The following is a 19,365-nucleotide window of genomic DNA, read 5'->3' as shown; positions in this document are numbered from 1 at the left end:
TCCCGAATCCCCAATCCCTCATTCCTGCGGTCAAGGCCTCAGCGCGCCGCGGCGCGCATCCCCCGATACGGCGGCGTCGCCATCACCATTTCCGCCAGCGAATAGGCCAGCTCGCGCTCGGCCATCACCGTGCCGTCGGCGCCGTGGTCGAGCAGGTGCTTGACCTCGGCGTCGCTGTGCGCACGCGCCAGCAGGGTCAGTGCCGGGTTCAGCGCACGCAGCTTGGCCAGGGCTTCGCCGGCCTCCAGCGGCTGCGGGATCGCCAGGATCGCGATCTTGGCCTTGTCCGGGTGCGCCTCGGCCAGCACCCGGTCGGCGGCGGCGCTGCCGCGGATGCCGGGGATGCCGTCGGCGTGAGCGCGCTCGACGTGGTCGCGGTTGTCGTCGATCACCAGCACCGGCACGCCGCGCTCGCGCAGCACCGCCGCCAGCGCGCTGCCGACCCGGCCGTAGCCGATCACGATGGCGTGGTCGACCAGGTCCAGCGACGGGCCCGGCGGCAACTCCGGCTCCACCGTCACCGGCGCCTCCACCGCCTGCCGCGCCTGCCAGCGGTCCAGCCAGGTGAACAGCAGCGGGTTGGCGATGATCGACAGCAGCGCGCCGGCCAGGATCAGGTCGCGGCCGGTCTCGGGCAGGATCGCCAGGCTCACGCCCAGGCCGGCCAGGATGAAGGAGAACTCGCCGATCTGCGCCAGGCTGGTGGAAATGGTCAGGGCGATGCCGGTGGGGTGGCCGAACGCCCGCACGATTACGAAGGCGGCCAGCGACTTGCCGACGGTGATGGTCAGGAACGTGGCCAGCACCTGCCAGGGATGCTCGACCAGGATGTGCGGATCGAACAGCATGCCCACCGAGACGAAGAACAGCACCGCGAAGGCGTCGCGCAGCGGCAGCGAGTCGTTGGCGGCCTTGTGGCTGAGCTCGGATTCCTTCAGCAGCATGCCGGCGAAGAAGGCGCCCAGCGCGAACGACACGCCGAACAGGGTGGCCGAGCCGAACGCCACGCCCAGCGCGATCGCCAGCACCGACAGGGTGAACAGTTCGCGAGAGCCGGTCGCGGCGACTTTCTCCAGCGCCCACGGAATCGCGCGGCGGCCGACCACCAGCATCACCGCCACGAACGCGGCCATCTTCAGCAGGGTGACGCCGAGCGCGCCGAGGATCGCCCCGGTATCGGCGCCCTTGCCGCCGAGCGCGTCGGCCAGTGCCGGCAGCAGCACCAGCGCCAGCACCATCACCAGGTCCTCCACGATCAGCCAGCCGACCGCGATGCGCCCGCGCAGGGTTTCCAGCAGGCGCCGTTCCTCCATCGCCCGCAGCAGCACCACGGTACTGGCCACCGACAGCGCCAGGCCGAACACCAGGCCGTGCAGGGTCGGCCAGCCCATGCTCCAGGCCAGGCCCCAGCCGAGCAGGGTGGCGACCGCGATCTGCGCCAGCGCGCCGGGGATCGCGATCCACTTCACTTCCATCAGGTCTTCGAGGGAGAAGTGCAGCCCCACTCCGAACATCAGCAGCATCACCCCCAGTTCCGACAACTGATTGGCCAGCGCCTGATCGGCGACGAAGCCCGGCGTGAACGGACCCACGCAGATGCCGGCCACCAGGTAGCCGACCAGCGGCGAGAGTTTGAGGCGATGGGCCAGCGTGCCGAGGAGGAAGGCGAGCGCGAGCCCGACCGCGATGATGTCGATGAGACTGGTGTCGTGATGCATTCAGGATCGCAGAACAAGTAGGCCCCGAGTGTCGCCGATCGGGGCTTTTGTCGGCAAATCGATGTGGGGCGCCAAACGGCTGGCGGACTCCGGGCATCGTGATTGGGCCACAGGCCCATTACGTGGCGGGCTGCGCGTGCGGCGACAGGACGGGACGATCTCGGGCGGCGGCTGGGCGGCCGGCATCGGGAGCAGGCCGCCGCGAGACGCATGCCCCCGGCATCGCGCAGGTGGGGCACGGATGCGCTTGCCAGGGCCGGCGAGCCGCGCAACCGGCGCCCGGGGCAGTGCCGCATCCCGGCCCCGGCTCCCGCTCCCCGACACCTTGAGTGGGATGGAAGTCGCAGCGATCGGGTCCCCCACGCAACTCCCTGTCAGGAAAGGCATTACAGCGGATGATGGACGTTATCTGTCTACTGTTCCGGCCCATCCCGTGGTGTATGTTTGCGCCAATTAGGTGTCCTGCCAGGACCAGGGTGGCATGGCTAGATGGCTAGACTGAAGACATTCGCGAGCGGAATCCTCTTGAGCGCGGTGTACTGCGCGGCCTACCTGGCCGTGTGGCACTGCTCTCTGGATCAATGGTTCCTGCCGATCGGACTGCGCACCGCAGCACTGCTGTTTCTCCCGTATCGGCTTTGGCCCTACGTTTTTCTGGGAGACGCGGCGGCGCTGCTGAGCATGCGTGTGCCGATGATCGAGGAGGGCGGGGCAAATCCGGTCTGGGTGTACGGCAGCTCGTTCCTATTGATGCCGGCCTTCTCGCTGCTGCCTTGGGCGGTCCGGCGCAGCCTTCCTGATTTCCGGGTCGAGCAGAGCTGGCTGCCGCTGATCTGCCTGTGCGCGGCATTGTGGGCAGTGCTCGTCAACAAGGGAGTCAACTGGCTGCTGGGTGGGCCTGCCGCCTATATCAATCTGGAAAACACGCTGAAGTTCTGGATAGGTTTCTATCTGGGTATCGTCATGTTCGTCTTTCCCGCCCTGCTGTGGGTCAGGCGAGGAGAGGGAGATACAGGCGAGCGAAGGACGCTGCTGCACAGCGCAGGCGTCGCTGCGTTACTGATGGCCGTACTGTTCGCTGGGGCAATGCAGGCCGAGGGTGTGCTGCGCCAGTTTGTTCTGGTTCTGATGATCGCGCCGGCTGTGTGGCTGACGTTCAAGCATGCATGGCGAGGCGCTGCAATCGGTGTTGTGATGGCCAACTTTGCGGTGGCCATGTCACTGCCAAAGACCAACTATGCTGGTGCCTACGATGCGGACACATTGCAGGTGCAGTTGTTGGTGGCATTCGCGGTGACTGCGCTCGCTTCGTTAGGCGCCAGGCTCTCTGTCGCCTTCGACCAGGCGCAACGCTTCGGCTTTGCCGAAAGGCAGGCCCTGCAAGTCGCCCAGGCCAGCTACATGTCGGCCGAGCGCACGCTGCGTAACCGCGTGATCGAGTACACCGACATCCACGTGCACATCAACAAGCTGCGCCGCGACATCGCCAGCACGCTGAAAGAGCACGGTCACTACGCCGCGGCGATGGAAATGAACCGTACCGGAGTGATCCAGGCGCAGTTGCTGGACGATTACGTCGCGGCGCTGTATCCGCTGGATATCGAAACCCACGGCCTGTACGGCGCGCTGAATTCCATCGCCTTCGCCAACGCCTGCGATACCGAGGTCGAGGCGCGGCTGCACGGGGATTCGCGGCGGCTGTCCATCGGGCTGCAACTGGCGGCGTATCGCTGCGTGCTCAACGCCATGGAAATCCTGCCCGATGCGGGCCGGCACACGATCACCGCACGGGTCTGGACGGCACGCGGCAAACGCGGCGTGGTGGTGACCGTGGAAGCCGATGCGGCGATGCCGGGCAGCGATCGCAGGCAGCATAGCGCCGACGAGATGGACTGGGAGTTGGCAAGCCGGTTAAAGGCTCATGACGGCACCTGCCGGCGCCGTCATGAGCGGAAGATCAGTTTCCTGATCTCCGAGCCGCTGCAAAAGACCGTTATTTCTTGATGGTCACGGTCCAGACGTCGCCGTTGGCGCCGCTGGTCACCTGCACGGTGAAGTAGCGCGCATCGTAGACCACGGTGCCGCGGCTGCTGTCGAAGGTGTCGACGGTGCTCACCCGATCCACGTCCTTGCCCATCGGCGTCACCCAGGCGGTGTCGCCGACGCGGCCGACCGCACCGCGCACCTGACCGGTGCTGTCGTTGATCTGCAGGTAGGTCACGCCGTTACGCTCGAACTGATAGATGCGCACCGATGCGTTGGTGGACAGGTTGGTCGCCGCTGGTGCGCTCTCGCCGAAGCCGCGAATGGCGATCGGCGTACCGACACCGCCGCCCGGACAGCAGCTCTGTGCATAGGCATTGGACGCCAGCGCAGAGCAGAGCACGATGCCCGAGAGTGTCGCGAGTTTAGAAGTTTTCCACATAATCAGGTCCTTCCCCGGGTGGGGCTTTTTTGCCTGCCGTTCAGGCGATTCCACATTACGCGAATCGCAACAGGCCACTGTTGACAAATAATCAATCGATTCATACTTGTGATGTGGCTCACGCTTATTTTTGCGGAGGAATTCCCGCAAATACGCCGCATCGGCTTGCTCAGGTATGGCCCCAGGTCACGCGCGATTCGCGTCGACCATCCGGCATCGCCGGGGTGTCGGGCGTGGACCTTATTGCAGTTTCCATGCCACACATTGCGGGTATGTCCTCGCGGTGCAGCAGGGCATTTTATTGCTGGCGCTTCCGCGTTCGGCACAGCCAAGTGATGCCGAATGCCGCTGTCGATGGCGAGCGCGTTGCATCGTGGGGAAATCCATCGCGCCGTCGCCCGGCGTGTGTCGAATGCGATCACGAGTCGTGCCGTGTCTGAGATGGCCATCACCGACGTGACCGGATCGGTGCAGTTGCTCGGCGCGATGTGCCCGGATCGCGCGGCGAATGTTTGACGCCTCTGCGCGTCACTGTCGTGCAAACGCATGGTTCGAACGGATGACGGCGCGAGTGCGATGCGTTGCCAAACGGGACGAGGCTTATGGGCGCGCGCTTTGCCGACGCTTCGTCACCGCCGCGTTGATGCCCATCCGATTCCTGCGTCAGCGGTGTAGCGCCGCACGCCATCCAGACCGACCTGGCGGACATGCGGTCGCGGCGTTGTCTGCGATGAACGCGGTGGCGGCGGTGCCGGGACACCGCCGCTGCAATGCATCACCAGCTGTAGTTGACGTTGGCGTAGGCGAAGGCGCCGTTGAAGCCGAACGGCGAGGACGTGCTGTACGGCAGATAGGTGCGAGTGCCTGCGCCGGCGCGCGAGCGGTCGGGATACTCGTTGAGCACGTTGTCGCCGCCGACGGTCACGCGCCAGCGGCCCAGCGTGTACGCGGCCGACAGGTCCAGGGTCCATTTGGCCGCATAGGTCTGGTCGGCGGCCGGCGTGGTGCCGAAGTCGGTGAATTCGCCCCAGCGCGTGGCCGTGGCGGTGAAGGCCCAGGCGCCGGGCGACCATACGCTGCTCAGGAAGAACTTGTCGCGCGGCGAACCGCGGGTGATGCGCCCGATCTCGGCACGACCGATGCGCACCGCGGTCGGGTCGATCGCTTCCAGGACCGCAGGATTGCCGGCGATCTTCTCGATGTCGGTCTTGTTGTAGTTGTAGCCGGCGGTGAGATCGAGGCTGCTCGCGGGCAGCGTGAGCTTGTAGGTGCCAATCGCATCCACGCCCTGGGTCTTGGTGTCGATGGCGTTGGTGAAGTAGCGGCCGCCGCCGATGCCGGCGTAGCCGTTGCCCTGCAGGTAGTTGCGTACTGCCGTGGAGGTGAGATTCTCCGAGAGCACGATGCGGTCGTCGATGTCGATGCGGTAGGCATCGAGGGTGATGTACAGCGCGTCCACCGGCTGCAGCACCAGGCCCAGGCCGTAGTTCTTGGACTTCTCGGCCTTCAGCGGCTCGGCGCCGAGCGCGATCGCCGCCGGGTTGTCGGTGCGGAAGGTGCCGATCTCGAACGGCGTGGCGGCGATGCTGCCGTCGGGCTGGGCGACGTTGATGAAGTTGGTGGCGACCGACTGGAAATACTGCTGCTGCAGCGACGGTGCGCGGAAGCCGGTGGAGACGGTGGCGCGCAGCGCGACCTTCGGGCTGAAGGCGTAGCGCAGCGACAGCTTGCCGGTGGCGGTGTCGCCGAAGTCGCTGTAGTTCTCGTAGCGCCCGGCCAGGCCGGCGGAGAACTTGTCGGTGATGTCGCCTTCCAGGTCCAGATAGGCCGAGTAGCTGTTGCGATCGTAGTGGCCGGAATCGCTGGGCTTGAAGCCGGCGAACACTTGCGCGCCCGGCAACAGCGTGCCGTTGGCCGAGGGAATGCCGCCGTTGACGTAGGACGCCGGCGCGCCTGGCGATTCGTTGAACTTCTCGCCGCGCCACTCGGTGCCGAAGGCCAGGGTCACCGGGTAGGCCAGGCCGACCTCCAGCGATTTGCTGAAGTCGGCGTTGAGCACGTTCTGGGTGACCTGCAGCGCGCCCGCATAGAACTCGGTGGGACTGGCCAGGCCGAGGCTGTTGTTGAGGCTATGGCGCACGTCGAAGCTCAGATCGTTGCGGCCGTAGTTGTAGCTGAGGTCGATGGCCAGGCCGCCGGCGGTGCTGGACTTGACCCCGCCGACCCAGGACACGTCCTTGCTGACGTTGTAGATCTGCGGCAGGAAGCCGTCGGGGTAGATCTCCGGGCGGTTGCGGTTGTCGCCGGACCAGCGGAAGTAACCGTTGGACAGCACCTCGCGGCGGCTGAGCATCGCGTAGGAATAGAAGGTGATGTAGTCGGCCGGGCTGTACTGACCGTTGTAGGAGACTGCGCCCTGGTCCACGTCGGGGTCGCCGTAGCGCTGCTGCACCTGGCCCTGGTACGGCGTGGCGCGGTCGGTCTGGTCCTGGTGTCCGGCCTGCGCGGCGAAGTGCACTGTGCCGGTCTCGGCGAAGGTGAGCCCGGCATCGCCGGAGAGCTGGTACTGCTCGCCGTCGCCGGCGCTGTACTTGCCGTAGCGCCCGGCCAGGCTGCCGCCCGTGCCGCTGCCCTTGAGCACGATGTTGATGACGCCGGCGATGGCGTCGGAACCGTATTGCGCGGAGGCACCGTCGCGGAGCACTTCGATGCGTTCGACCGCGGCGATGGGAATGGTGTTGAGATCGGCCGGCGAGGAGCCGCGGCCCTGCGCGCCGTTGAGGTTGACCAGCGCGGTGGTGTGGTAGCGCTTGCCGTTGACCAGCACCAGCACCTGGTCCGGCGAGAGCCCGCGCAACTGCGCCGGGCGCACCGCATCGGAGCCATCGGTGATCGCCGGGCGTGGAAAGTTCAACGACGGCACCGCGCGCGACAGCGCGGTGGCCAGTTCGGTGGTGCCGGTGGACTGCAGCGTCTCCGGCGAGATGATGTCGATCGGCGAGGCCGATTCGGCGACGGTGCGATCGGCCACACGCGTACCGGTGACGATGACGGTGTCCAGCGTTTGCGCGTTGCCGGTGTTCTGCGCGTGGACCGAAACGGCGGACGTCGCCAGACACAGGGCGACGGCGTGGGCGAGCGGAGTGAGCGTGCGCGTCATGGGGGAGGCGGCTCCAGAAGTGGGGGGAGGCGCCGCTGCATGCGCACTCCCCTGTCCCCTGGCGGATGCGACGACGCGACCTAGGGATTACCGGTTGATGTCAGTGGAGTCAATATTCCGTTAAGCCTGATGCCGAGGTTGCAATTGCAACCACCGCTGCAGGCGTTGCGGCAGCGCCAATCCCGGGATTTTCCGGGCGTGTAGACAAAACGCTGGCCATGCGCACGGATGGTGCACGCGGCGGTGCCTGCGCGCGGGTGCTGCGGCGTTTTTCGCAGTGCGATGTGAGGGATGCTGGCTGCGCGGCACGAGGCGGAGCACGGTGTTGGGCGCGTCGCGGTTGCACGCGGGCAGCATCTCGCGAGCAATGCGTGTGGCGCTTGTGGGAGCGGCTTCAGCCGCGACGAGTGAAGCCCAACGCCAGCTGGCACCTTCATGCGTCGGGACTGAAGTCCCTCCCACAAGGACGCCCGATCCATGCGCCGGAGGAGCGGCTTCAGCCGTGCCCCATGGACAGCATCGTGCCGCGGCCGGAGCCGCTCCTGCAAGAAAGTTCAGGCCGGCGAAAACGTCGCAGGCTGGCGAATCTCCAATTCCCAATCCCCGCCCCAACAACAACGGCCCGGAAACCCGGGCCGTCGTCATGCCGTTCAACGCAGGCGCAATCGATGCCCGCGCGTGCGATCACCAGCGGTAATTGATCCGCCCGTACACGTAGGCGCCGTTGAAACCGTACGGCGAGTAGTTGCTGTACGGGAGCATGCCGTAGGTGGAGTTGATCAGGTTGGCGGTCTTGTCCGGGTACTGATCGAACACGTTGTCCGCGCCCAGCGTCAGCGTCCAGTTCGTGCTCGGCTTGAAGCTGGCCGAGGCGTCGACCACCCAGTCCGCGCCGTAGGTCTGGTCGCGGGCGGCGGTGGCCGAATTGCGCACGGTGAACTCGCCGTAGCGGGTGGCGGCCAGGCTCAGGTCCCACTTCGGCAGCTTCCAGGTGCCGCTGAGGATCAGCTTGTCCTTCGGGTAGCTTTCCTCCAGGCGGCCGATCTCGTCGCGGCCCAGCGTGGTCTGGGTCGAGCCGATCGCGGCCAGCGCCTGCGGCTGGGTCACCGCATGGGTGATGTCGGTCTTGCTGTAGCCGTAGCTGGCGGTGAGGTCCAGCGTGCTGGCCGCCAGCGGGATGCTGTAGGTGCCGACCACGTCGACGCCGCGGGTGCGGGTGTCGGCGGCGTTGCTGAAGTAGCGCACGCTGGTGACGTTGCTGTAGCCGAGCTGGCGCAGTTTGCCCAGCACCGCCGCATCGTTGAGGTTGGACGACAGCAGGATGCGGTCGTCGATCTCGATCTGGTAAGCGTCCACGGTCAGGTACAGGCGCTCGACCGGCTGCAGCACCAGGCCCAGGCTGTAGGACAGCGAGGTCTCGGCCTTCAGCGGCGCGGCGCCCAGCGCCTGGGCCACGGCGCTGTTCACCGGGAAGGTGCCGGATTCGAAGAAGCTGCCGTTGATGTAGCTGCTGGTCACCGCCTGGTACTGCTGCTGCGCCAGCGACGGCGCGCGGAAGCCGCTGGCGACGGTGCCGCGCAGCGCCACCTTGTCGGTGAACGCGTAGCGCGCCGACAGCTTGCCGGAGGTCTTGCTGCCGAAATCCGAGTAGTCCTCGTAGCGGCCGGTGAGGCCGGCGGAGAACTTGTCGGTGAGGTCGGCTTCCAGCCCCGCGTACACCGCGTAGTTGTGGCGGTCCGAATGCACCGCGTTGAGCGGCGCGAAGCCGGCGAAGCCCTGCGCGCCGCCGGTGGTGCCGGTGTACGAGGCCGGCTCGCCGGGCGACTGGTTCCACTTCTCCTGGCGGTACTCGGCGCCGAAGGACAGCGTCACCGGATAGGCCAGGCCCCACTCCAGCGGCTGGGTGAAGTCGGCGTTGACCGCGTTCTGGGTGTACTCCAGCGCGCCGTCGTAGAAGCGACGCGGGCTGTCGACGCCGAGGCTGTAGTTGATGCTGTTGGCGGTGTGGAAATCGACCTTGTTGTAGCCGTAGTTGTAGCTGACGTCCCAGGTGAAGCCGCCGGCGGTGCTGCCCTTCAGGCCGGCGACCAGCGAGCGGTCCTTGGAGTACTGCTCGATCTGCGGCACGTAGCCGTCGGGATAGACCTGCGCCAGCAGCGCGGTCTGGCCGTTGTGGTTGCGCGAGCGGTAGAACGCGAACGAGGTGATGTCGCGGTTGCTGGCGATCGCGGTGGCGTAGCCGGTAAGGTTGTCGTTGAAGCGGAACTCGCCGTTGGCCGAGACCGCGGTGGCGTCGACCTTGGGGTCGCCGTAGACGAAGGTGGTCTGGCCGATGCCGGGATAGTTGCCGGTGTTCGGCGCGGTGCCCTGGTAGGGACCGGCGCGGTTGGTGGCGTCCTGCTGGCTGATCTGCCCGGCCACGTGCAGGCTGCCGCGGCCGTCGCCGAAGCCGACCCCGGTATCGCCGGAGAGTTGCGACTTGGCGCCGTCGCCGGCCGAGTACTTGCCGTGCTCCACGGCCAGGCTGCCGCCTTCGCCGGCGCCCTTGAGCACGATGTTGACCACGCCGGCGATGGCGTCGGAGCCGTACTGCGCCGAGGCGCCGTCGCGCAGCACTTCCACCCGCTCGATCGCGGCGATCGGGATCGCGTTCAGATCCACCGCCGAGGAACCGCGGCCGATGGTGCCGTTGACGTTGATCATCGCCGAGGTGTGGCGACGCTTGCCGTTGACCAGCACCAGCACCTGGTCGGGCGAGAGCCCGCGCAACTGCGCCGGGCGGATGCCGCTGGTACCGTCGGTCAGCGCCGGGCGCGGGAAGTTCAGCGAGGGCAGCGCGCGCGACAGCGCGGTGGCCAGTTCCGAGGTGCCGGTGGCCTGCAGTGCCTCGGGGGTGATGATGTCGATCGGCGATTGCGACTCGGCGACGGTGCGGTCGCTGACGCGGGTGCCGGTGACGATCACCGTGTCCAGCGTGCTGGGCGTGCTCGGTGCGTCGGACGCGGTCTGGGCGAAGGAGGGGGCGGCGAGGGCGGCGAGCACGGCGCTCGCCAGCAGCGACAACGGACGGTTCATGAAAACTCCAGCAGGTGCCGAAACGGCAGGCGGGGCATGCGGCGACCGGCAGGGCCGGCAGGCCGCGTCCTCAGGGATGTCTAATTATTTTTTAACATGCGTGCTGCGTCGCAGGATGCAAGCGCATGTTCTTATTCCATTGCGTTCTAAGGGGCGGCAGAACGCCGCGCGCCGCCGTCCGCAATGGGGAGGCACGCACAACGTCCCGGTAGCGTCCGCGCCCACCGGGACAGCTGCGGCATAGGCCTGTCGGCCGCGCGAATCGCGCGTGGCGGACGTCGTCGCCCATCGCGGCGACGCCCGCCAGGGTCGCTCAGAAGCGGTAGCTCACTCGCCCGTACCAGTAGCGCCCGTTGAAGCCGAACGGCGACAGCGGCGAGTACTGCAGGCCGTTGGGGCGGTCGTCGTAGATGTTGTTCAGCGCGGTCCGGGTCGGGTACTGGTTGGTGACGTTGTCGGCGCCGACGGTGAAGGTCAGGTCGTGCCAGGCGTAGCTGGTGGACAGGTTGAGCAGCCAGCGCGCGGCGAAGCCCTGGTCCTGGCTGCCGTCGGCCTCGTCGCCGCGGCGGGTGATCGCGCCATAGCGGGTGGCGTCGCCATGCAGGGTCCAACCGGCCAGGCTCCAGTCGCCGCTGAGCACGTACTTGGTGCGCGGCGTGGCATCGGTCAGCAGGCCCTGGCTGGCGCGGCCGAAGTTCGGATCGGAGATCTCCAGGATCTCGATCTTGTTGTAGTTGGCGCTGAAACTGAGGTTGAGCGTGCCGGCGCGGTCGAGGTCGAGCAGGTAGTTGCTCACCCAGTCCACGCCGCGGGTGCGGGTGGTGGCGCCGTTGACGAAGAACTGTGCGGCGCTGACCTGGCCGATCGGAACGGCCAGCGAGATCTGGTCCGAATACAGGATCTGGTCCCAGATGCGGATCTGGTACAGGTCCAGGGTGGAATTGAAGCCGCCGCCGGGCTGCCAGACCGCGCCGATGCTGTAGTTGGTGGATTTCTCCGGCGCCAGCGGCTTGGCGCCGAGCGCGATCGCCACCGGGTCGGAGGTGCGGTAGGTGCCGATCTGGCTGAGGACGCCGTCCACCGGCAGGGTCACCACCGAGGCGTAGTTCTGTTGCGCCAGCGAGGGCGCGCGGAAGCCGTTGGAGATCGTGCCGCGCACGGCGAAGGCGTCGTTGAGCTGGTAGCGCGCCGACAGCTTGCCCGAGCGGGTGGTGCCGGCATCGCTGTAGTCCTCGTAGCGTGCGGCCACGCCGCCGGACAGGCGCTCGCTCAGGTCCGCTTCCAGGTCGGCGTACACCGCCTTGCTGTGGCGCTGGAACTGCCCCGCCACGGTCGGCGACAGGCCGGGGAACACTTGCGAACCGCCCGGATACGGTGCGCCGGTGTCCGGGTTGATGGCGTTCGGGTCGAAGTAGATCGAGGTGGGCGAGCCGGCCACCACGGCGTACTTGTCCTGCCGGTACTCGGCGCCGAAGGCGAGGTTGACCGGGTAGGCCAGGCCCCAGTCCAGGGACTTGCTGAAATCGGCGTTGAGCGCGTTCTGCTCGTTGCGGAAGCCGCCGGCGTTGAAGCGCGTCGGCGAGGCGCCGGTGCTCCAGTACAGGTTGGTGTTGATGGTGTTGCGCAGGTCGAAGGTGACGTCGTTCTTGCCGTAGTCGGCGGAGACGTCCCAGGTCCAGCCGCTGTCGGTGCTGCCCTTGACGCCGAGTACCGCGGCGCGGTCGTTGGACGGGTTGTAGATCTGCGGCAGGAAGCCGTTGGGGTAGACCGCCGGCACGTTGCGGTCGCTGTTGTCCCAGGCGCGGTAGTAGCCGTTGGACAGCACCTCGCGGCGGCTGACGTTGGCGTAGCCGTACAGGTCGACGTGCGGGGTGAGCGCGTAGCCGAAGTTGACCAGCCCCTGATAGGTCTTCAGCGCGGGGTCGCCGTAGCGCTCGTAGGGAACGCCGCTGGGGTTGGCGGCCCCGGCCAGGGTGGTGGCCTTGTCGGTGTTCTCGGCGCGGTTGGTGTTCATCGCGTTGAGGTAGTTCCACGACACCCGCACCCAGCCCGGCGCCTCGCCGCCCGGCGCGCCGCCGAAGGCCAGCCCGTAGGAGCCGTCGATGCCGTTCTGCGCGCCGTCGCCCTTGTCCATGATGCCGCCGCTGACGGAGACGCTGTTGCTGCCGGCCTTGGCGCCGTGCTTGAGCACGATGTTGATGACGCCGGCGATGGCGTCGGAACCGTATTGCGCGGAGGCGCCGTCGCGCAGCACTTCGATGCGCGCGATCGCCGACATCGGAATCGAATTGAGGTCGGCCGGCGCCGAGCCGCGCCCGACCGACGGGTTGTAGTTGACCAGCGAGGTGGTGTGGTAGCGCTTGCCGTCCAGCAGCACCAGCACCGCGTCCGGCGACAGGCCGCGCAGGGTCGCCGGGCGCAACGCGTCGTTGCCGTCGTTGATCGCCGGGCGCGGGAAGTTCAGCGACGGCAGCAGCTTGCCGAGCGCGCTGGCGAGGTCGCTGGCGCCGGTGGCCTGCAGCGCCTCGGGTGCGATGATGTCGATCGGCGATTGCGATTCGGCCACCGTGCGGTCGGCGATGCGGGTGCCGGTGACGATGATGTTGTCCAGCGTCGTCGGCGCCTGCTGGGACTGGGCGAGGCTGTTGCCGGAGGCGAGCACGAGCAGGACGGCACGGACGAGGGGGAGGCGGCGTTGCGTCATCGGGCGGAGACTCCTGGCTGGGGGATTGGCGCGGGTCTGGCGATTTCCGGTGGGGCGGGGTGGATGCTGCGGTGCAGCGTGTGCCATCGGATTGAAATCCGTTTTTCACATGGGCGCGTATACAAAAACGGACCTGGGTCGGGTTTTCGCGGCGGCCCGCGCGCCGCCTCGGACCGCGCTGCGTCGCCGCCCCGGGTGGGCCGGGACGGGCGAAGCGGCTACACTTCCGCCTCGCTAGCCGAGTGCCCTGCCTTGATTTCCCTACGTAATTTCGCCTTGCGCCGCGGCGAGCGGCTGTTGCTGTCCAATGTCGACCTCACCCTGCATGCCGGTTACCGGGTGGGCGTGGTCGGCCGCAACGGGGCCGGCAAGTCCAGCCTGTTCGCGGCGGTGAAGGGCGAACTGGAGGCCGACAAGGGCGACGTCGACCTGCCCGGCAAGGTGCGCATCGCCAGCGTCGCCCAGGAAACCCCGTCGCTGCCGGACCCGGCGCTGAGCTTCGTGCTCGGCGGCGACACCGCGGTGGCCGCGGTGCTGGCCGAAGAGGCCGAGGCGACCGCGCGCGAGGACTGGGAAGCGGTCGCCGCCGCCCACACCAAGATGGCCGAGATGGGCGCCTACGACGCCGATGCGCGCGCCGGCAAGCTGCTGCACGGCCTCGGCTTCCCGGCCGAGACCCATCACCGCGCGGTGTCCTCGTTCTCCGGCGGCTGGCGCGTGCGCCTGAACCTGGCGCGGGCGCTGATGATGCCCAGCGACCTGCTGCTGCTCGACGAACCGACCAACCACCTCGATCTGGACGCGGTGTACTGGCTGGAGCAGTGGCTGCTGAAATACCCGGGCACGCTGCTGCTGATCTCGCACGACCGCGAGTTCCTCGACAACGTCGCCACCCACACCCTGCATCTGCACAACGGCGGCGCCAAGCTGTACACCGGCGGCTACACCGATTTCGAGCGGCAGCGCGCCGAGCAGTTGCGCCAGCAGCAGATCGCGCACGAGAAGGAACAGGCCGAGCGCGCCCACCTGCAGAGCTTCATCGACCGCTTCAAGGCCAAGGCCTCCAAGGCGGCGCAGGCGCAAAGCCGGATGAAGCGCTTGGAGAAGCTGGCCGGCACCGAGGCGGTGCGCGCCGAGCGTGAGTTCCGCATCGAACTGGCGCCGCCGGCCAAGCTGCCGTTCTCGCTGATCCGGCTCAATCACGCCGAGGCCGGTTACGGCGCCGACGCGGTGATCCTGCACAACGTCGGCTTCGGCCTGGAGGCCGGTCAGCGCATCGGCCTGCTCGGCCCCAATGGCGCCGGCAAGACCACCCTGGTCAAGACCTTGGTCGGCGAACTGCCGCCGATCGCCGGCGAGCGCATGGCGCATCCGGACCTGCGTATCGGCTACTTCGCTCAGCACACGGTGGAGTCGCTGCACGAAGGCCAGTCGCCGATGGACCACATGCGCGAGATCGACAAGGACGCCAGCAACCAGGCGTTCCGCGATTTCCTCGGCAAGTGGAATTTCCCCGGCGACCGTGCGTTCGAGCCGGTCGACGGGTTCTCCGGTGGCGAGCGCGCGCGCCTGGCGCTGGCGCTGATCGCCTGGCAACAGCCCAATGTGCTGCTGCTCGACGAACCGACCAACCACCTCGACCTGGAGATGCGCGAGGCGCTGGCCGAGGCGCTGAGCGATTTCGAGGGCGCGATCGTGATGGTCTCGCACGACCGCCACCTGATCGGCCTGGTCTGCGACACCTTCTGGCGCGTGGCCGACGGCGTGGTCGAACCGTTCGACGGCGACCTCGACGCCTATGCCGCGTGGCTGCGCACCCGCCCGGCCGCGCAGGGCACCAAGCAGAAACTGGCCGAGGCCGCGCCGACCCCGCCGCCGCCGGTCAAGCCGCTGCCGGCGAAGAAGCCGCCGAACCCGCACAAGCTGGCCGCCGCGGAGAAGCGCGTGGGCGAACTGGAAGCGGCGCTGGCCGAGCTCGACCGGCAGCTCGCCGATCCCAAGCACTATGCCGATGCGGAAAAGATGGCGGTGCTGGGCCGCGAGCGCGAGGCCGCCGCGCGCGACCTGGCCCAGGCCGAGCAGACGTGGATGGAGTTGATCGACGGCGCCTGAGCCTCTGTGGATCTCGCCATTGCCGGTGTGTGCCGGTGTGTGCCGGCGAGCACGGACGATCCACGTCGAGCTGACGGTTTCTTCTCCCTGCGGGACCATGGCCCCCTTTTCGGGGGAAGGTGCCCCAAAGGGGCGGATGAGGTGCGGGTGCCGGGGGAGTTTAATGGCCGGCCGTGCATGACGCCGTACCCTCACCCCAACCCCTCTCCCGGTGGGAGAGGGGCTTCAATCGCTTCTTGACGCCGCTCCAGGCGAGGCCGGAACGTGAGCCGGCGTACCCGGTGTGGGAGAGGCTTCAGCCCCGACGCCGCATCGCCTCAGCCAACGGCAAGTCCCACCTGCATTGCCTGCGCCAGCGCCCAGGGCTGCGCGCGCGCCGGACATGCCGTGCAGGATGAGGACGATCGCATCCGCCGACGCGCGCGGCGCCGGCCCGTGCCGCTCAGGCGGCGGCGCTGGCCACGACCAGCAGACCGCCGGCGATCGCCGCCCAGTCCAGCGGCGTGCGCGAGCGCAGGCTCTGCAGCGAGGGGCGGGCGGTCGGCGTCGGCCGCAGGCCGGCCTTGAGCGCCATCAGCGCCAGGCCAGCGGCGCTGAGCGCCCAATGCCATTCGCTGGCGCCGCCGCGCAGGAAGTAGGCCAGATGCAGCACACACAGGCAGCCCAGGACGGCTGCCAGCACGACGTCACGCGAGACCAGGCCCGGACGGGCGGTCAGGACAGCACGGTTCATCAGCATGTTTCCCCCGAAACGGTCAGCGCCATCCCCGGCGCACAGTGCGACTGCGACCAGGATCATATTTCGGGCCTGCCCGGCCGCCAAGCGGCAGTGCACAAATTCTTCACATTACTGTCAGGCCTTGCTGGTAGGCGAAGCAAAGTGCGTGCCGGCGTGTGCCCAAGCCCTCCTGGCGCCCAATGCGGCGGCAGCGGTGTCGCTCAGTCGGCCAGTGCGGCCTGCTCGGCCAGCAACCACTCGCGCAAGCGCCGGGCGGCGTCGCTTTCCGCGCGCGAGCGCAGCCGGGTCAGCCAGTAGCGGCCCAGGTCGATGCGGGTGCTGAACGGACAGACCAGTCGCCCGGCATCCAGGTCCTGGGCGAACAGCCGCAGCGGCAGCAAGGCCACGCCGTGGCCGGCCGCGGCGATGCTGGCCAGGGTCAGCGAGGCATCGCAGATCGGGCCGCCCGCCTGCACCTCGGGCGCGCCGGCGGCCTGCAGCCAGCGCGGCCATTCGTCCAGCCGGTAGGAACGCAGCAGGGTGGTCCTGGCGAGGTCGGCGGGCGTGCGCAACAGCGGCGCCAGCGCCGGCGCACACACCGGCGCGAACGGCGCGTCCAGGATCGGCGTGGCGTGCTGGCCCTGCCAGTCGCCATCGCCGAAACGGATCGCCAGGTCCAGGCCTTCGCCGGCCAGGTCGACCCGGTTGTTGTGGGTGTACACGCGCAGTTCGATGTCCGGGTGCGCGGCGTGGAAGGCGTCCAGCCGCGGCAGCAGCCAACCCACCGCGAAAGTGCCGACCACGCCCACGCTCAGCGTCTCGCGATAGCGACCGCCGGCGAAGCGCTGCAGCGTCCCGGCGATGCGGTCGAAGGCCTCGGTCAGCACCGGATGCAGGCGCAAGCCTTCGTCGGTCAGGGCGACGCCGCGCGGCAGGCGCTGGAACAGCACCACACCCAGGCGCGCCTCCAGTTGCTTGATCTGGTGGCTGAGCGCGGCCTGGGTCACGCACAGCTCGGCGGCGGCACGGGTCAGGTTCTGGTGCCGCGCCGCGGCCTCGAAGGCACGCAGGGCGTTCAACGGCAGATGCGGACGGATCATCGCCAGGTATCAATTCGGCTCATGGGTGCGATTGAATAACCTCGCTGGTGGGGGTGGGTCAATGCGGCCATCATCCTGGCTCCCGACGGAGGTGGACGATGCTGACGAGACGACGGTTCCTGCAGGGTGTGGGCATGGGCGCGAGCCTGCTGGTCGTGGCTGGTGCACAGGCAAAAAACGCGAAAAACCCGACGCCGACGCTACAACTGCGGCTGGCCGAGATCGAGCGTCGCAGTGGCGGTCGGCTCGGCGTGAGCCTGCTCGACGGCGGCGGCGCAACGCTCGGCGGACAGCGCCAGGACGAGCGCTTCCCGCTGTGCAGTACCTTCAAATTTCTATTGGCAGGGGCGGTGCTGCAGCGGGTCGACCGCGGCGAGCTGGCCTTGGAGCGGCGCGTGCCGGTGCGCAAGGCGGATCTGCTGGCGAATGCGCCGGTGTCCGAGCGCCATGTCGGCGCCACCCTCAGCGTGGTCGAACTGTGCCGCGCGGCGATGATCTACAGCGACAACACCGCGGCCAACCTGCTGCTGCCGCTGGTTGGCGACCCGCCCGGCGTGACCCGCTTTCTGCGTGCGCTGGGCGATACGCAGACCCAACTGGACCGCAACGAGCCGGGCATGAACGAATTCGTCGCCGGCGATCCGCGCGACACCACCACGCCGGCGGCGATGGCGGCGACGATGCGTGCCTTGTTGCTCGGCGACGTACTGCAGCCGGTGTCGCGACAGCGCCTGATTGCCTGGATGCGCGACAACCGTACCGGCAACGACTGCCTGCGCGCCGGCCTGCCGGCGGGCTGGCAGATCGGCGACAAGACCGGCAGCAACGGCACCGATACCCGCAACGACATCGCCATCGTCTGGGCGCCGGGACGGCCCACGCCGCTGCTGCTCACCGCCTATCTCAACGGCGCTACGGTCGACAGCGCCGCGCGCGATGCGACGCTGAAAGCGGTGGCGCAGGCGGTCGTGGCCTCGCTGCCCGCGCAGACGCTGCGTACTGGCTAGGCGCGTTGCGCGCTGTCGCGCCTGATGCAGGTCGATCTCCCGTAGGCGCGGCTTCGGCCGCGACAGGCTTTACCGCGAAGGTCCGTCGCGGCTGATCCCACGAGCGGGAACCGCAGCCATGCGTACGAGACGCTGCTCGCGATCATCGGCGACGCCACGTGTCGATGCCGCGCGCGATCGCCCGCGTTGTACCAACGGCCACGGCCACCGCGGCCGTGCTCACTGATCGTGCGGTCCCTTTCATTCCCCACCCTGTTCGGAGCGTCCCATGCGTCGATTCGTGTGCTGTTCGTTGGCCATTGCCCTCGGTCTGTCTGCCCACGCCGCGCAGGCGCGGGTCTGGGAACCCGCACCGGGCCACGTGCAGGTGCCGATCTGGCCTGGCGCGGTGCCGGATGCCTTGCCGCATCCGAAGCCGGAAACGGCTGGGCCCGGGGCCAGGATCGACAACGTCAGCCGGCCGACCATGACGGTGTACCCGGCGCAGGGCCACAACACCGGCGCCGCGGTGGTGGTGTTTCCCGGCGGCGGCTACCAGATGCTGGCGATGGACCTGGAGGGCACGGAGATCTGCGACTGGCTGGTCTCGCGCGGCATCACCTGCGTGCTGTTGAAGTACCGCGTGCCGAACTCCGGGCCGACCTGGGTCAACGACCGGCGCTACTACCCCAAGGTGCAGACCGCGCTGCAGGACGCGCAGCGCACGCTGGGCCTGGTGCGCCAGCAGGCCGCCACCTGGGGCGTGGACCCGCACAAGATCGGGGTGATGGGCTTTTCCGCCGGCGGCCACCTGGTCGCCGCGACCAGTACGCATTTCGCCAAGCGCACCTATCCGCTGGTGGATGCCGCCGACCGCGTGAGCTGCCGCCCGGACTTCGCCATCGCCGTGTATCCCGGCCATCTGTGGGTGCACGAGGACGAGGATGACGACACCCGCAATCCCACCGATCTGGCCTTGCGTCCGGACATCCGCGTCGTCGCCGACACCCCGCCGACCTTCCTGCTGCAGGCGCAGGACGACTATGTCGACGGCATCTCGCAGGTGCTGGCGTACTACGTCGCACTCAACCATGCCGACGTGCCGACGGAAATGCACATCTATGCCCAGGGCGGCCACGCCTTCGGCCTGCGCGCCAAGAACCTGCCGATCGCACAGTGGCCGCAGCTCGTGGAGACCTGGTTGCGGACGATCGGGGTGCTTAAGAGCCGGGATTAGGGATTCGGGATTCGGGATTCGGGATTGGCAAGAGCGTGTCAGCGCACGGATTGCGCTTTCACGAATCCCCAATCCCCAATCCCAAATCCCCAATCCCCAATCCCAAATCCCCAATCCCAAATCCCCAATC

General features: G+C 68.1%; 12 protein-coding genes. 5 read left to right on the top strand and 7 right to left on the bottom strand.

Translation table 11 applies throughout. The features are described 5' to 3' along the window. Window positions 1-38: 38 nt before the first annotated feature. On the bottom strand, window positions 39-1,718 hold the full coding sequence (gene ybaL, locus SLW52_RS14680) for a YbaL family putative K(+) efflux transporter (protein WP_267123530.1): 1,680 nt from the start codon (window positions 1,716-1,718) through the stop codon (window positions 39-41). Between the two features lie 489 nt (window positions 1,719-2,207). Here ybaL and SLW52_RS14675 point away from each other — a divergent pair, with 489 nt between their 5' ends. Next, complete coding sequence (locus SLW52_RS14675; RefSeq protein WP_150409773.1) at window positions 2,208-3,722, top strand: MASE1 domain-containing protein; 1,515 nt, start codon at window positions 2,208-2,210, stop codon at window positions 3,720-3,722. Here the strand turns inward: SLW52_RS14675 and SLW52_RS14670 are convergent. Next, window positions 3,712-4,143 (bottom strand): hypothetical protein, encoded by a 432-nt coding sequence (locus tag SLW52_RS14670; RefSeq protein ID WP_026143831.1) that lies wholly within the window; start codon window positions 4,141-4,143, stop codon window positions 3,712-3,714. The two genes, SLW52_RS14675 and SLW52_RS14670, sit on opposite strands and share 11 nt — an antisense overlap. Window positions 4,144-4,485: 342 nt before the next feature. On the opposite strand from SLW52_RS14670, the gene SLW52_RS14665 reads away from it, so the two are divergent. Further along, window positions 4,486-4,659, top strand: a complete 174-nt coding sequence (locus SLW52_RS14665; RefSeq protein ID WP_193312571.1) for a hypothetical protein — start codon at window positions 4,486-4,488, stop codon at window positions 4,657-4,659. Window positions 4,660-4,918: 259 nt separating this feature from the next. Here SLW52_RS14665 and SLW52_RS14660 read toward each other — a convergent pair whose 3' ends face one another. The 3 genes from SLW52_RS14660 to SLW52_RS14650 form a co-directional block, all read right to left on the bottom strand. Further along, window positions 4,919-7,303: a TonB-dependent receptor gene (locus SLW52_RS14660; protein ID WP_320740589.1), complete on the bottom strand. Its 2,385-nt coding sequence runs from the start codon at window positions 7,301-7,303 to the stop codon at window positions 4,919-4,921. A 684-nt stretch (window positions 7,304-7,987) separates the two neighbouring features. Next, on the bottom strand, window positions 7,988-10,378 hold the full coding sequence (locus tag SLW52_RS14655) for a TonB-dependent receptor (protein WP_320740590.1): 2,391 nt from the start codon (window positions 10,376-10,378) through the stop codon (window positions 7,988-7,990). Window positions 10,379-10,691: 313 nt separating this feature from the next. Beyond that, the gene (locus SLW52_RS14650; protein ID WP_320740591.1) at window positions 10,692-13,082 is read right to left on the bottom strand and encodes a TonB-dependent receptor; all 2,391 of its coding nucleotides are present in this window, start codon (window positions 13,080-13,082) and stop codon (window positions 10,692-10,694) included. Window positions 13,083-13,334: 252 nt separating this feature from the next. Here SLW52_RS14650 and SLW52_RS14645 point away from each other — a divergent pair, with 252 nt between their 5' ends. Then, the gene (locus tag SLW52_RS14645; protein WP_267101987.1) at window positions 13,335-15,194 is read left to right on the top strand and encodes an ABC-F family ATP-binding cassette domain-containing protein; all 1,860 of its coding nucleotides are present in this window, start codon (window positions 13,335-13,337) and stop codon (window positions 15,192-15,194) included. Between the two features lie 442 nt (window positions 15,195-15,636). Here the strand turns inward: SLW52_RS14645 and SLW52_RS14640 are convergent, their stop codons facing one another. Then, window positions 15,637-15,927 carry a hypothetical protein gene (locus SLW52_RS14640; protein WP_043085650.1) on the bottom strand — a complete coding sequence of 97 codons (291 nt, stop codon included), beginning with the start codon at window positions 15,925-15,927 and terminating at the stop codon, window positions 15,637-15,639. A gap of 206 nt (window positions 15,928-16,133) precedes the next feature. Then, on the bottom strand, window positions 16,134-17,012 hold the full coding sequence (gene ampR, locus SLW52_RS14635; RefSeq protein ID WP_267098160.1) for a LysR family transcriptional regulator AmpR: 879 nt from the start codon (window positions 17,010-17,012) through the stop codon (window positions 16,134-16,136). A 98-nt stretch (window positions 17,013-17,110) separates the two neighbouring features. On the opposite strand from ampR, the gene bla reads away from it, so the two are divergent. Together bla and SLW52_RS14625 are read left to right on the top strand one after the other, a co-directional pair. Continuing rightward, entirely contained in the window at window positions 17,111-18,019 is a 909-nt protein-coding gene (gene bla / locus SLW52_RS14630) for a class A beta-lactamase (protein ID WP_320740592.1), read from the top strand. A 292-nt stretch (window positions 18,020-18,311) separates the two neighbouring features. Continuing rightward, complete coding sequence (locus SLW52_RS14625; protein WP_267083799.1) at window positions 18,312-19,235, top strand: alpha/beta hydrolase; 924 nt, start codon at window positions 18,312-18,314, stop codon at window positions 19,233-19,235. The last annotated feature ends 130 nt before the right edge of the window (window positions 19,236-19,365 follow it).

Source organism: Xanthomonas sp. LF02-5, from assembly GCF_034105325.1.
Classification (GTDB): Bacteria; Pseudomonadota; Gammaproteobacteria; order Xanthomonadales; family Xanthomonadaceae; genus Xanthomonas_A; species Xanthomonas_A sontii.
The sequence above is the reverse complement of the archived record's forward strand: the minus strand, read 5'-3'. Positions and strand labels throughout refer to the sequence as shown.

Coding starts and splice junctions, on each gene's coding strand:
- ybaL (WP_267123530.1), bottom strand. CDS start 1,718: ATGCATCACGACACCAGTCTCATCGACATCATCGCGGTCGGGCTCGCG.
- SLW52_RS14675 (WP_150409773.1), top strand. CDS start 2,208: ATGGCTAGACTGAAGACATTCGCGAGCGGAATCCTCTTGAGCGCGGTG.
- SLW52_RS14670 (WP_026143831.1), bottom strand. CDS start 4,143: ATGTGGAAAACTTCTAAACTCGCGACACTCTCGGGCATCGTGCTCTGC.
- SLW52_RS14665 (WP_193312571.1), top strand. CDS start 4,486: ATGCCGCTGTCGATGGCGAGCGCGTTGCATCGTGGGGAAATCCATCGC.
- SLW52_RS14660 (WP_320740589.1), bottom strand. CDS start 7,303: ATGACGCGCACGCTCACTCCGCTCGCCCACGCCGTCGCCCTGTGTCTG.
- SLW52_RS14655 (WP_320740590.1), bottom strand. CDS start 10,378: ATGAACCGTCCGTTGTCGCTGCTGGCGAGCGCCGTGCTCGCCGCCCTC.
- SLW52_RS14650 (WP_320740591.1), bottom strand. CDS start 13,082: ATGACGCAACGCCGCCTCCCCCTCGTCCGTGCCGTCCTGCTCGTGCTC.
- SLW52_RS14640 (WP_043085650.1), bottom strand. CDS start 15,927: ATGAACCGTGCTGTCCTGACCGCCCGTCCGGGCCTGGTCTCGCGTGAC.
- ampR (WP_267098160.1), bottom strand. CDS start 17,012: ATGATCCGTCCGCATCTGCCGTTGAACGCCCTGCGTGCCTTCGAGGCC.
- bla (WP_320740592.1), top strand. CDS start 17,111: ATGCTGACGAGACGACGGTTCCTGCAGGGTGTGGGCATGGGCGCGAGC.